Source organism: Neoaquamicrobium sediminum (assembly GCF_040970315.1).
GTDB classification, from domain to species: domain Bacteria; phylum Pseudomonadota; class Alphaproteobacteria; order Rhizobiales; family Rhizobiaceae; genus Aerobium; species Aerobium sediminum.
In genome coordinates, this window is sequence record NZ_JAZHFV010000003.1 from 49,013 (window position 1) to 61,991 (window position 12,979).

The window sequence follows — 12,979 nt, forward strand, 5'->3', positions numbered from 1 at the left end:
CGGGCGATTGGCGAAAGCCGTGCGGCCGGCTGATCTCCCCCCTAGTGGGGGAGATGTCCGGCAGGACAGAGGGGGGCGCTGTCCCGCCGGGCAATACAGAACGGGGTGGGCATGACCGCGACCGGTTTCAATTTCCGCCTTCTTGCAACCGACGGCACGGCGCGGCGTGGTGAGGTGACCATGCCGCGCGGAACGATCCGCACGCCGGCCTTCATGCCGGTGGGCACCGGCGGCACGGTCAAGGCCATGTATATGGACCAGGTGAGGGGCGTGGGGGCCGACATCATTCTCGGCAACACCTATCACCTGATGTTGCGGCCCGGCGCCGAACGCGTGGCGCGGCTGGGCGGTCTGCACGAGTTCGCGCGCTGGCCATGGCCGATTCTGACCGATTCCGGCGGGTTTCAGGTCATGTCTCTGTCGAAGCTGCGCAAGCTGAACGAGACCGGTGTCACGTTCCGATCGCATATCGATGGAGCGCCTTACGAGCTGACGCCGGAACGCTCGATCGAGATACAGGGGCTGCTCGATTCCGACATCCAGATGCAGCTCGACGAGTGCGTGGCGCTTCCGGCTTCCGAAAAGGAGATCGAACGCGGCATGGAGCTGTCGCTGCGCTGGGCCGAGCGCTGCAAGACCGCCTTCGGCGACCAGCCGGCGCGGGCGATGTTCGGGATCGTGCAGGGCGGCGACGTGCCGGCTTTGCGCGAACGCTCCGCGCTCGCACTCAAGGGGATGGACCTGAAGGGGTATGCGGTCGGCGGGCTCGCGGTGGGTGAGCCGCAGGAGGTGATGCTCGACATGCTTGGCGTGACCTGCCCGTTGCTGCCGGCCGACAAGCCACGCTACCTGATGGGCGTCGGCACACCCGACGACATCCTCAAGTCGGTTGCGCGGGGCATCGACATGTTCGACTGCGTGATGCCGACGCGCGCCGGACGCCACGGCCTCGCCTATACGAGGCGCGGCAAGGTGAACCTGCGCAATGCGCGCCATGCTGACGATCCGCGACCGCTCGACGAGGAAAGCGATTGCCCGGCAGCGACCGACTACTCGCGCGCCTACCTGCACCATCTGGTGAAATCGGGCGAGGCGCTCGGCGCAATGCTTCTGACGTGGAACAACCTTGCCTATTACCAGCGCCTGATGGCCGACATCCGCGCGGCGATCGAGGCCGGCGCCTTCGCGGACCGCGCTGCGGACATCTCCGAAGGCTGGGCCAAGGGCGACCTGCCGGCGCTCTAGAAACGGTTCAGGTGCTCGGCAGATTTGCCGCGCGCAGGCTGACCGAGACGATCCGGTAGATGCCGTCGTCCTGCAGGTCCAGCACGTAAAGCGCCTCGTAATCCTTGCCGTCAGGGCCGAGCACGAAGACGCTCTGCGTAACGCGCCCCGGCGCCACCGCCTCGAACTTGCCAAACGCATAGTTGCGCGGCCGATGCACAGGGGCGTAGCCGTTGCGCACCATGGCCATGAAGCCACCCGGCGTCGGGTACATCTGCCTGATATTGGGTGCGGCATAGGAATAGGCGGCCTGGTCGTCACCGCCGAGGAATGCCTTCAACTGCCCCTCGATCGTCTGCTGCGCCGCCTTGGCGGCGTCGTCGGCCAGCGCGGCTGGTACCCAGCCGACCGCAAGCACCAAGACGAGACAAAGACGATGTATCGTGTTCATGACCTCCTCCATTGTTGTCGGCAGCCCGAATCCGACCGCCTCTGGAAGATACGCAGTCAAAGCTTCGACGGTTTCATGCCCGCGCGCAATAGCGGCTGCACGGCACGTCGGCAGTTGGCTGTGACGACTGCCGGTTTGTTGGGCATCGGCCCAAATCGGTGCCGACGTCACGATCAAATGACGGTTTCCCCTTGATTTTACGCTCGCGGCTCTTTGTTATGGAGGGCAGAGGAGTATGCGCTTGGTTGCATTCGATGAAATGCGCCCGCACGGAGGCGGGCTGAGACAACCCTACGCTGGCTATGACGGCTGGCTGCAAACGCAAGACCCCGCCCGCCTAACCGAGAAGATGCAGGATGCCGAGCGTGTCTTCAGGCGCACCGGCATCACCTTTGCCGTGTACGGCCAGGAGGAGGCAGCCGAACGCCTCATTCCCTTCGACATCGTGCCGCGCATCATTTCGGGCGCGGAGTGGCGCCGGCTCACGCAGGGTATCGAGCAGCGCGTTCAGGCGCTGAACGCGTTTCTCGACGACATCTATCATCGCCAGGAGATACTGCGCGCAGGCCGGATCCCGCGCGAGCTGATTTCGGCGAACGAGGCGTTCCTGCCCGAGATGATCGGGGTGCGGCCGCCAGCAGGCGTCTATACCCACATCATCGGCGTCGACATCGTGCGCACCGGCGAAAACGAGTTCTTCGTGCTGGAAGACAATGCGCGCACGCCCTCCGGCGTCTCCTACATGATCGAGAACCGGGAGACGATGATGCAGCTCTTTCCGGAGCTGTTCCAGACGGTGAAGGTGCGGCCGGTCGAAAACTACCCGCAGCTTTTGCGCCAGTCGCTCTCGGCGGTTGCGCCGCGCAGCGCGGAAGGCTCGCCGACGGTCGCGGTGCTGACCCCCGGCAGCTACAATTCGGCCTATTTCGAGCATGCGTTCCTGGCCGACCAGATGGGCGTCGAGCTCGTCGAGGGACACGATCTGAGGGTCGTGGACGGCCACGTCGCGATGCGCACGACGCAGGGCTACAAGCGCATCGACGTGCTCTACCGCCGTGTCGACGACGACTATCTCGACCCGCTGACCTTCAATCCAAATTCGGCGCTGGGCGTGCCGGGCATCATGGATGTGTTCCGCGCCGGCAACATCACCATCGCCAACGCGCCGGGCACGGGCATCGCCGACGACAAGGCGATCTATTCCTACATGCCGGAGATCGTGGAGTTCTATACGGGCCGCAAGGCGATCCTCGGCAACATCCCGACATGGCGCTGCTCCGAACCTGACAGCCTCAAATACGTGCTCGAACATCTGGACGAGCTGGTCGTCAAGGAGGTTCACGGCTCCGGTGGCTATGGCATGCTGGTCGGGCCGACCGCATCCAAGAAGGAGTGCGAGGCGTTCGCGGCGAAGCTCAAGGCCAAACCGTCGAACTATATCGCCCAGCCGACGCTGGCGCTCTCGACCTGCCCGATCCTGACCGAGAAGGGGTTGGCGCCCCGCCATGTGGACCTGCGGCCCTTCGTACTGGTCTCGGACCGCATCCGCATCGTGCCGGGGGGGCTCACGCGGGTGGCGTTGAAGGAAGGGTCGCTGGTGGTGAACTCGTCTCAGGGCGGCGGGACGAAGGATACGTGGGTTCTCGATGACTAGGAACGGGGAGGGAGCCTGACAGTGCTGCTCGGTCGCACGGCAAACGGCCTTTACTGGATGACGCGCTACATCGAGCGGGTCGAGAACATGGCGCGCATCGTGGATGCGGGGCTGCGGCTGGCGCTGACACGCACCGACTCTTCGGCCGACGAGTGGGCATCGGTGGTGATGAGCGCGGGCGCGGACCAGGCTTTTCGCGAGCGTCACGGGGAATACACGGCCGATACCGTCTCCGACTTCCTCCTGCGCGACGTGACCAACCCGTCGAGCGTGCTTTCGTCCATCGAGACGGCGCGCACCAATGCGCGGATGGTGCGGACCGCACTAACGCGGGAAACCTGGGAAAGCATCAACGAAGCGTGGATGACATGCCGGCGCATGCTGGCGGCACCGATCGACCAGCGCGAGCTGCCCAAGATCCTCGATGCCATCAAGCGCGAGACGGCGCTGATCCGCGGTGCCTTCCACGGCACGATGCTGCGCAACGAGATCTTCGACTTCGCCCAGCTCGGCATCTATGTCGAGCGCGCCGACAACACCGCGCGCATTCTCGACGTCAAATATTACGTGCTGCTGCCGTCGATTTCTTGGGTCGGCTCGTCGCTGGACAACTACCAGTGGGAATCGATCCTGCGTTCGGTCTCGGCGCACCGGTCCTATCGCTGGGTCTACGAAGCCGACTACAAGGCGACAAACATCGCCGACTTCCTGATCCTCAACCGACGCATGCCACGCTCGCTCGCGTATTGCTACCATATGATCGCGGAGAGCCTTGATTTCCTTGCCGAAGACTATGGCCAACAGCATGACTGCCATGGCACGCTCGCAGGCATCAGGGCGAAGCTCAAGCCCGGCAGTATCGCATCGATCTTCGACGGCGGGCTGCATGAATTCCTGAGTGACTTCATTATTAGCAACAACAGGCTGGGCAACGAGGTTGCCGAGAATTACCGGTTCTTCTGATGCCGCTGAAGATTTCCCATCGCACGGTTTATTCCTACGACGCGCCCGTGCCCTATGCGTTGCAGCGCGTGCGTCTGCAGCCGCTCAGCGGCTCCACGCAGACGGTCGTGTCATGGACGGTAGAGGTCGAAGGCGCGAACGAGGAGGTGCGCTTCCACGACCAGTTCGGCAACGACACGCGCCTGCTGAGCGTTTCCGGCGAAGCGCAGGCGATCGAGATCACGGCGAGCGGGGAGGTGGAGGTGCGCGACACGGCCGGTGTCACCGGCCCCCATACCGGCTTTGCTCCCTTGTGGCTGTTCGAGCGCCCGACCTCGCTGACGACGGCCGGTCCGCTGATCGGGGAGATCGCTCGCAGCATCGAGGGCGGAGACGATCTCAGCCGGATGCACGCGCTGTCCGGCGCGATCCGCGAGAGGGTCGCCTATACGGTCGGCGCAACCGATGCGGCGACCAGCGCCGAGGATGCGGTCATGCAGGGCGAGGGCGTCTGCCAGGACCACTCACATATATTCCTGGCAGCGGCGCGCAGCCTCGGCTTTCCGGCCCGATATGTGAGCGGATACCTGCGGCTCGACGATACCGTGGAGCAGGTTGCGACCCACGCCTGGGCGGAAGCGCATCTGCCGGGGCTCGGCTGGGTTGGCTTCGACATTTCCAACGGCATCGCGCCCGATGGGCGATATGTGCGACTTGCGACCGGACGCGACTACCGCGACGCGATGCCGGTTTCGGGCATAAGGCTGGGCCACGCGCAGGAACGGCTTGAAGTTCACATCACTGTCGAGCAGTAATCAGGTTTGCTCAAACTGCGAAGTGCCTGATTCATGACCTATTGCGTAGGCCTCAAGATCGACCGCGGTCTCGTCTTCATGTCGGACACGCGCACCAATGCCGGGGTCGACTCGATCTCGACCTTCCGCAAGATGTATACGTGGGAGATGCCGGGAGAACGCGTGCTGGTACTGCTCGCGGCCGGAAACCTGGCCACCACGCAGGCGGTTGTGAGCCTGCTCGACGAGCGCTCCAAGGCGCCGGAGGACCGGGAACCGTCGATCCTCAAGACGCCGTCGATGTACCAGACCGCGCGGCTGATCGGCGATACGGTGAAGGAGGTGATCTCCAGCTCCGCCCCGGTCGGCCAGAATGCCGACGCGTTCGGCGCCTCCTTCATTCTGGGCGGGCAGATCAAGGGGACCGAGCCGCGGCTTTTCATGGTCTATCCAGAAGGCAACTTCATCGAGGTGAGCGACGACACGCCGTTCTTCCAGATCGGCGAGACGAAATACGGCAAGCCGATCCTCGTTCGCGCCTATGATCCGTCCATGACGTTCGCCGAAACCGTCAAGCTGCTCATGGTATCCTTCGATTCCACCGTGAAATCGAACCTGTCGGTGGGCCTGCCGCTCGATCTTCTATTCTACGAGCGTGACACTTTCGAAGTGACCTACAGAAAGCGCATCGGCTCCGACGACGCTTATTATCGGGAGATTTCCGATGGTTGGTCGGATGCTCTGAAATCGGCCTTCAAGAGCTTGCCCGACTTCAAGCCTTAGCCTGACCTTTTCAGCATAAAAGAAGGGCCCGCGAGCGGGCCCTATTTGTTTTCAAGCTCAGACTCGGATCAGCCGTATGGCGAGCGGCACTGGCGGCGCGGTCCGTTATAGGGTTGATACGTGTTGTCGTAGGCCCTGTAGGACCGGTAGCGCGAATAGCACCAATCGACGTGGGCGTTGCCGCCGCGCGGGCGGTAGCGGATCGGCGGTTCCTGAGCGGCAATAGCGCCGCCGATAATGGCGCCGGCGATGAAAGCTGCAGGCGGGAACCAGTAGCCGTTGTGATAGCGATAGCCCGGCCTGCGGTCGCGATAGCCGCGATGGCCGCGATAATAGCCGCGGCGATCGCCACGATAATGGTGACGATACCCATCCCGGTAGCGCTCACGGTACTGAACTTCAGTCGGGCCCAGTCTTTCCCATGCGGGTGCCGGCGAGGGCATCGCCGCGGTCGCAGGCGCGACGAACGGCACCGAAAGCGCCATCGCCGCAGCGCAGATACTGGAAACGATCTTCAACATGCCGGGTCTCCTTGCGTCCAACAAATCGTGCGTTCCAATCCCTTCAAGCGCTTAAACGATCATTCGACCGGAACGTTCCGGAAGGCTATGCTTCTTTATAAGTGTCTACAAGCTACGCTCTTGTATTAGTCGCACTACCTGGAAGCAGACTAAACATCGTCTTCCGCGACAATACCGCCTTCGTTTTCCAGCGTCGCAATTCGCGCCACTTCCGATCGCGTGAACTTGAGCCGTACCCCGGCCCCGCCACCGCCCTCAGGGATAAATCGGACGCCGCCATGCTCGAGCGCCGCTGCGATGGCATCGATCGACGCCGGCTCGACAGGTGTGCGGCCTGTTTCGAAGTCGGCGATCACGGCGGCAGTTACGGCTGAAGCGCGAGCCAAGTCGTCGATTGTCCATTCGATCAGCGCGCGCCCGGCGCGGCATTGTGCAGGCAGCAATTGCAGAGCCTTTCCGATGACTTGACGCGAAATCGTATCAACCGGCAGATTGTGCCGCAACGCCCTTTGATAGATGCCGCGAGGCTGCAAAGGCAGGCGGTTGAGCTGCTTGGCTGTACACTTGTTTTTGCGGTTGACCGCGTCAGGCGCGCTCCCTATGTTCGCGCGCAATTTCCAGGCCGCTTCGGGCGCGCCACGGGAGCGCGTAGCTCAGTTGGTAGAGCAACTGACTTTTAATCAGTAGGTCCAGGGTTCGAGCCCCTGCGCGCTCACCAGAAAATGCCCCGTCTATATCTTCCTACGATTTCTGTCTGGCTCGGCGGCAGGCTCAGCATTCGGATCGTTGAGTTTTTCGCAAAGCAAGGCTGCGGAGCTATAGGATAGCCCCACCAAAGACAGCGAACCGAGTTTTGCGGGCTCGTCATGCCAATTGTCCCATACCATCCAGGTGCCGAAGGGTTCCTCGATGCGCTCAAAACGATTGTTGTCCTGCACTGCTGTCCCGCCTGTCTGCTCCGGGAGGGGCCTATCGCAGCGTCAGGGTTTACGATGCGTTAATGCGGGCGGCTTTGTGTGCGATTTTGGCACAATCGGACGCTGCGGACGCTTCGTCCGAACCGGGACGACGCGCAAGCAATTCGATCCCCCGGCAGGTACAGCGACCCTATGACACGTTTTGATGATTGGAGCACGTGCGCGCCAGCGTCTATATCGTGGCCAAAATCGAACTGACGCAGGTAACGATCATATGGCAGTGGATGTCGGCTATCTCAGCGCTGTCGGAGCAGGCGCGATCTCGTTCCTGTCGCCATGCGTCTTGCCTCTGGTGCCGCCCTATCTCTGCTACATGGCGGGGGTATCGATGGACGACTTCCGGGCTAGCGAGACGACATCCGGCAGCGCTGCAACCGTTGCGGCAAATCCGCCGCGCCTGGCGTTGATGAACGCCTCCTTCGCTTTCGTGCTGGGCTTTACAACCGTATTCGTGGCGCTGGGCGCCGGCGCCTCGACCATCGGCGGGCTGCTGCGCGTGTGGCAGCAGGAACTGGCGATGGTCGCGGGTGTGCTCATCATCGCCATGGGGCTCAATTTCCTCGGCGTGATCCGCATTCCGCTGCTGTCGCGCGAGGCCCGTTTCCAGCCCGGCGGCAAGCCGGCCAGCATGGCGGCAGCCTATGTGATGGGGCTTGCCTTCGCCTTCGGCTGGACGCCTTGCATCGGGCCGGTGCTGGGCCCGATCCTGACGCTTGCCGGCGGTCGAGATACCGTCGGCGAGGGCGCGCTGCTTCTCGCGGCCTACTCGTTGGGCCTCGGCATCCCGTTCCTGCTGGCCGCGCTGTTCTCAGGCGCGTTCATGCGGTTCCTCGGTCGTTTCCGCATGCATCTGGGCCGTGTCGAGAAGGTCATGGGCGTGTTGCTCGTGATCGCCGGCGTGCTGTTCCTGACGGGCGGCATCCAGGCGGCATCCTACTGGCTGCTGGAAACCTTCCCGACGCTCGGCACGCTGGGCTAGGCGCGCCACAGCCTTTCGCGCAGCCATGCCACCGGAAAGGTGGCAAGCACGATGCCGGCCATGACCAGTGCGATGCCGGCGATGTGGAACGCCTCCAGCCTTTCGCCCAGGAACCCCACGGCCATGAGCACGCCGTAGGGCGGCATCAGGTACATGAAGACGCCGGTGAGCGAAGGCCCAAGCTGGCGCAGACCGAACTGGAAGCTCGAGAATGCCAGCAGCGAGGCGAAGATGACGATGCCGGCGATGCCGCCCCAGGCCGAGCCGGTGGAAGGGATTGCCGCGCCGTTGAACCACTCAAGCGCCGCGGCCGGCAGGAGAAGCGTGGCCCCGATTGCAGCCAGCAGGCCGAGAAGCGCGGCATTGGAAAGGCGCTGAAGGTAGGGCGCGCGATAGATGATGGAATAGGTCGCCCAGGCGATTGCCGCTGCCACGAACAGCAGGTCGCCGAGATTGAAGTCGAGCGAGAACAGCGCCAGCGGGTCGCCGCGCAGCAAGATGGTTGCGATGCCGACAAAGGCGATGAGGGAACCGACGCCCTCGCGCAGGCCGATTCGCCGGCCCCTGAACATGGCTTCCAGAAGCAGGATGATGACCGGTGAGGTGGTGTAGATCAGCGTGCCGTTGGTGGCCGATGTCCACCGAAGCGCGAGATAGACCCCGGCGCCGCATACGCACATGCCCAGGAAGGCGAGCAGCGCCAGCGTTTTCCAATGCGCGCGCACGACGCTGCCGATGACCGTCCGTTCCCGCAGCATGAAGGGGGAGAGTGCCAAAGCCACCGCCAGCCAGCGCAGGAAGGCCAGCATGAACGGCGAGACTTCGCCGATCGTGCCACGGCCGAACACCAGATTGCTCGAGAAGAACAGCGGCGCGAGCAGCATGATCGGTATTGCAAGCCGGGTCATGCGGGAGGTGTTGTCGGTCAAGGCATGATTCCGGTAGCTGGAGTTCATTCGCCGCCATTGCATCGTCTGGCAACGAACCGGGAGGATTGGAGCGGGCCGATCGTGGTGTTACAGAGGATCGGATTCCCGTTCAATCGATAAGCCGGAACGCCTCAATGAGCCAAAGAACGTGCCTGTCCGTCATTCTCGCCGCTGGCGAAGGAACCCGCATGAAGAGCGCGCTGCCCAAGGTGCTGCATCCGATCGCCGGCCTGCCGATGGTGGCGCATGTCGTCAAGGCGGCAAGGCGCGACGAGGCGACCGAGGTGGCGGTCGTGGTTGGGCGCGAGGCGGACACGGTGCGCGAGGCGGTGCTGCCCTTTGCGCCGGAGGCCGAGGTTTTCCTGCAGTCCGAGCGGCTGGGCACGGCGCATGCGGTGCTGGCGTCCCGCGAAAAGATTGCGCGCGGCTATGACGACGTCCTCGTCGTCTTCGGCGACACGCCGCTGGTGCAGGCCGAGGCCCTCGCAGACCTGCGCGCGGAACTGGCCAAGGGCGCGGCGGTCGTCGTCATGGGATTTCGCGCGCCGGACCCGACCGGCTACGGACGGCTGATCGAGGAGAATGGCGCGCTGGTGGCGATTCGCGAGGAACGCGACGCGAGCGCTGCCGAGCGCACCATCGATTTCTGCAATGGCGGCCTGATGGCGATTGCCGGCGCTCATGCGCTGCCGCTTCTCGACGCGGTGAAGAACGACAACGCCAAGGGCGAATATTACCTGACCGACATCGTCGAGATCGCCGCGGGGCAGGGGCTGAAGGTGGTGGCGACGGAAGCGCCCTACGAAAACGTGCTCGGCATCAACAACCGGCTCGAACTCTCCGAGGCCGAGGCGATCTGGCAGCGCCGGCGGCGGCGGGAGCTGATGCTGGACGGCGTGTCGATGTTCGACCCCGACAGCGTGCATCTTTCCCACGACACCGAGATCGCGCCGGATGCGGTGCTGGAACCGAACGTGTTCTTCGGGCCGGGGGTCAAGGTCGCCGCCGGCGCGCGCATCCGCGCCTTTTCGCACCTTGAGAAGGCGATCGTCGGCGAGAATTCCGAAATTGGCCCGTTCGCGCGGCTTCGTCCCGGCGCGCAGATCGGCACCAAGGCCAAGGTCGGCAATTTCTGCGAGGTGAAGAACGCGGTCGTCGACGCGGGCGCCAAGGTCAACCACCTGTCCTATGTGGGCGACGCCCATGTCGGCGCCAAGGCCAATCTCGGCGCCGGCACGATCACCTGCAACTATGACGGCTATGCCAAGCACCATACGGAGATCGGGGCAGGCGCATTCGTGGGAACGAATACCTCCTTGGTCGCACCGGTGACCATTGGCGAGGGGGCCTACATCGCTTCCGGCAGCGTGATTACGGCGAACGTGCCCGACGATGCCCTTGCCTTCGGCCGCGCGCGGCAGGAAAACAAGGAAGGGCTCGGGCGCCGGCTACGCGAGAAGCTGGCGGCCCAGGCGGGCAAGTAACCGTATCGTCAGGCCTTTGTTGTAGGCGGCGTCTGCTGCATTTATTGGATATGAACTGAAACCATATGTGATTTCTGCGTAAGTCTCCGGAACACTATCAATCCGGCGGATCGGGGCGGAACGGGAAGGGTCTGGAAAGATGTGCGGAATCGTTGGGATCGTCGGGCGCGCGCCCGTTGCGCCGCTGATTGTCGACGCGCTCAAGCGGCTGGAATATCGCGGGTACGATTCCGCGGGCGTGGCGACAATTGACCACGGACGGCTGGGTCGCCGCCGGGCCGAGGGCAAGCTCGTCAACCTGGAGAAGCGGCTGGGCGAGGAGCCGCTCGACGGCACGATCGGCATCGGCCACACGCGCTGGGCCACCCACGGCGTGCCGAACGAGACCAACGCGCATCCGCATTTCTCCAACGACGTCGCGATCGTTCACAACGGCATCATCGAGAACTTCGCAGAGCTGCGGTCTTCGCTGATCGCCGACGGTTATGAATTCGCCTCGCAGACCGACACCGAAGTCGTGGCTCATCTCGTCTCAAGGGAGCTGGCGAAGGGGCTCGGCCCCGTCGAGGCCGCGCACAATGCGCTGAAGCAGCTCGAAGGCGCCTTCGCGCTCGCCATCATGTTCCGGGGCGACGAAGACATGATCATCGGCGCGCGCAACGGCCCGCCGCTGGCCGTCGGCCACGGCGAGGGTGAGATGTATCTGGGCTCGGACGCCATCGCGCTCGCTCCCTTCACCAACGCCATCACCTATCTGGAAGACGGCGACTGGGCGGTGGTGCGCCGCGGCGGAATGGAAATCTTCGACATCGAAGGCAAGCCGGTCGACCGCAAGCGCCAGCAGTCCATTGGCAGCAGCTATCTTGTCGACAAGGGCAACTACCGCCACTTCATGGAGAAGGAGATTTACGAGCAGCCGGAAGTGGTTTCCCACACGCTGGCGCATTATCTCGACTTCGCCAACGGCGTCGCCAAGGATTTCGAGACGCCGTTCGATTTCGGCAAGATCGATCGCCTCGCCATTTCCGCGTGCGGCACGGCCTATCTCGCGGGGCTGGTCGGCAAATACTGGTTCGAGCGCCATGCGCGCCTGCCGGTCGACATCGATATCGCCTCGGAGTTCCGCTATCGCGAAATGCCGCTGTCGAAGCAGAGCGGGGCACTCTTCATCTCGCAGTCGGGCGAGACCGCCGACACGCTGGCTTCGCTACGCTATTGCCGGCAGGAGGGCCTGCCGATCGGCGCGATCGTCAATGTGCGCGAATCCACCATCGCGCGCGAATCCGACGGCATCTTCCCGACGCTGGCCGGGCCCGAGATCGGCGTCGCGTCCACCAAAGCGTTCACTTGCCAGCTTTCGGTGCTGGCATCGCTGGCCGTCAAGGCGGCCGCGGCGCGCGGCGAGGTTGATGCCGAGGGTGAGAAGCTTCTGGTACGCCAGCTTTCGGAGGCGCCCAAACTCGCCAACCAGACGCTGAAGCTCGCCGGGCAGATCGAGAAGCTCGCGCGCGACCTCTCGCACTACAAGCACGTGCTCTATCTCGGCCGCGACACCAACTATCCGCTGGCGATGGAAGGCGCGCTCAAGCTCAAGGAAATCTCCTACATCCACGCCGAGGGCTATGCGGCGGGCGAGCTCAAGCACGGGCCGATCGCGCTGATCGATGAGCAGATGCCGGTGATCGTGATCGCCCCGCATGACCGCATCTTCGAAAAGACCGTGTCGAACATGCAGGAGGTGGCGGCGCGCGGCGGCAAGATCATCCTGATTACCGATGCCAAGGGCGCCAAGCACTCGACCATCGACACGCTCGACACCATCATCGTGCCCGACGTGCCCGAGATCATCTCGCCGATCGTCTATTCGCTGCCGATCCAGATGCTGGCCTATTATACGGCGGTGTTCATGGGCACCGACGTCGACCAGCCGCGCAACCTCGCCAAGTCGGTGACGGTGGAGTAGGAAACGGGGTGCGTCCTTCGAGGCTCGCCGTCGGAAGTCTGTAGCCAAGCTGCAGGCGGTGTTGCGGGCTCGCACCTCAGGATGAGGGCGGTTGGCGCTCGAACGCGAGGTGTCGCTGGCTCGACTGCACCACCTCCCCATCTCCGAGGCTCGCCCTCGAAAGTCTGTAGCCAAGCTGCAAGCGGCTTGCGGGCTCGCACCTCGGGATCAGGACTGTAGCGCATCGAGCCCGCGGTGAGTGGGTTCGATCAATCCACCTCCCTCATCCTGAGGTGCGA

The 12,979-nt window shown here is 63.7% G+C and carries 13 protein-coding genes and 1 tRNA gene; 9 read left to right on the forward strand and 5 right to left on the reverse strand.

Annotation, left to right across the window (positions count from 1 at the left end; translation table 11 throughout):
* The first annotated feature begins 111 nt into the window (after window positions 1–111).
* Window positions 112–1,245, forward strand: a complete 1,134-nt coding sequence (gene tgt, locus V1479_RS10750) for a tRNA guanosine(34) transglycosylase Tgt (RefSeq protein WP_368802893.1) — start codon at window positions 112–114, stop codon at window positions 1,243–1,245.
* Between the two features lie 7 nt (window positions 1,246–1,252).
* Here the strand turns inward: tgt and V1479_RS10755 are convergent, their stop codons facing one another.
* Window positions 1,253–1,675, reverse strand: a complete 423-nt coding sequence (locus V1479_RS10755; protein WP_368802894.1) for a DUF4864 domain-containing protein — start codon at window positions 1,673–1,675, stop codon at window positions 1,253–1,255.
* A gap of 241 nt (window positions 1,676–1,916) precedes the next feature.
* On the opposite strand from V1479_RS10755, the gene V1479_RS10760 reads away from it, so the two are divergent.
* The 4 genes from V1479_RS10760 to V1479_RS10775 are packed head-to-tail and all read left to right on the forward strand — an operon-like array spanning window position 1,917 to window position 5,848.
* The gene (locus V1479_RS10760; protein ID WP_368802895.1) at window positions 1,917–3,329 is read left to right on the forward strand and encodes a circularly permuted type 2 ATP-grasp protein; all 1,413 of its coding nucleotides are present in this window, start codon (window positions 1,917–1,919) and stop codon (window positions 3,327–3,329) included.
* A 21-nt stretch (window positions 3,330–3,350) separates the two neighbouring features.
* Complete coding sequence (locus V1479_RS10765) at window positions 3,351–4,292, forward strand: alpha-E domain-containing protein (protein WP_173191083.1); 942 nt, start codon at window positions 3,351–3,353, stop codon at window positions 4,290–4,292.
* Window positions 4,292–5,086: a transglutaminase family protein gene (locus V1479_RS10770; RefSeq protein ID WP_368802896.1), complete on the forward strand. Its 795-nt coding sequence runs from the start codon at window positions 4,292–4,294 to the stop codon at window positions 5,084–5,086. The genes V1479_RS10765 and V1479_RS10770 overlap by 1 nt, the downstream gene beginning before the upstream one ends.
* A gap of 33 nt (window positions 5,087–5,119) precedes the next feature.
* Complete coding sequence (locus V1479_RS10775) at window positions 5,120–5,848, forward strand: proteasome-type protease (RefSeq protein ID WP_368802897.1); 729 nt, start codon at window positions 5,120–5,122, stop codon at window positions 5,846–5,848.
* Between the two features lie 68 nt (window positions 5,849–5,916).
* Here V1479_RS10775 and V1479_RS10780 read toward each other — a convergent pair whose 3' ends face one another.
* Both V1479_RS10780 and V1479_RS10785 read right to left on the reverse strand, forming a co-directional pair.
* A complete protein-coding gene (locus V1479_RS10780) occupies window positions 5,917–6,369 on the reverse strand; it encodes a BA14K family protein (RefSeq protein WP_368802898.1) in 453 nt (150 codons plus the stop codon).
* Window positions 6,370–6,518: 149 nt separating this feature from the next.
* Window positions 6,519–6,812 (reverse strand): helix-turn-helix domain-containing protein, encoded by a 294-nt coding sequence (locus V1479_RS10785; protein ID WP_368802899.1) that lies wholly within the window; start codon window positions 6,810–6,812, stop codon window positions 6,519–6,521.
* A 199-nt stretch (window positions 6,813–7,011) separates the two neighbouring features.
* Here V1479_RS10785 and V1479_RS10790 point away from each other — a divergent pair.
* Window positions 7,012–7,087, forward strand: a tRNA-Lys gene (locus tag V1479_RS10790).
* A gap of 13 nt (window positions 7,088–7,100) precedes the next feature.
* Here V1479_RS10790 and V1479_RS10795 read toward each other — a convergent pair.
* Entirely contained in the window at window positions 7,101–7,307 is a 207-nt protein-coding gene (locus V1479_RS10795; RefSeq protein WP_368802900.1) for a hypothetical protein, read from the reverse strand.
* Window positions 7,308–7,560: 253 nt separating this feature from the next.
* Here V1479_RS10795 and V1479_RS10800 point away from each other — a divergent pair, with 253 nt between their 5' ends.
* Complete coding sequence (locus V1479_RS10800) at window positions 7,561–8,325, forward strand: cytochrome c biogenesis CcdA family protein (RefSeq protein WP_368802901.1); 765 nt, start codon at window positions 7,561–7,563, stop codon at window positions 8,323–8,325.
* Here the strand turns inward: V1479_RS10800 and V1479_RS10805 are convergent.
* Entirely contained in the window at window positions 8,322–9,254 is a 933-nt protein-coding gene (locus V1479_RS10805) for a DMT family transporter (protein ID WP_368802902.1), read from the reverse strand. The two genes, V1479_RS10800 and V1479_RS10805, sit on opposite strands and share 4 nt — an antisense overlap.
* Window positions 9,255–9,388: 134 nt before the next feature.
* On the opposite strand from V1479_RS10805, the gene glmU reads away from it, so the two are divergent.
* Both glmU and glmS read left to right on the forward strand, forming a co-directional pair.
* On the forward strand, window positions 9,389–10,738 hold the full coding sequence (gene glmU, locus V1479_RS10810) for a bifunctional UDP-N-acetylglucosamine diphosphorylase/glucosamine-1-phosphate N-acetyltransferase GlmU (RefSeq protein ID WP_368802903.1): 1,350 nt from the start codon (window positions 9,389–9,391) through the stop codon (window positions 10,736–10,738).
* A 139-nt stretch (window positions 10,739–10,877) separates the two neighbouring features.
* Complete coding sequence (gene glmS, locus V1479_RS10815) at window positions 10,878–12,701, forward strand: glutamine--fructose-6-phosphate transaminase (isomerizing) (RefSeq protein WP_368802904.1); 1,824 nt, start codon at window positions 10,878–10,880, stop codon at window positions 12,699–12,701.
* The last annotated feature ends 278 nt before the right edge of the window (window positions 12,702–12,979 follow it).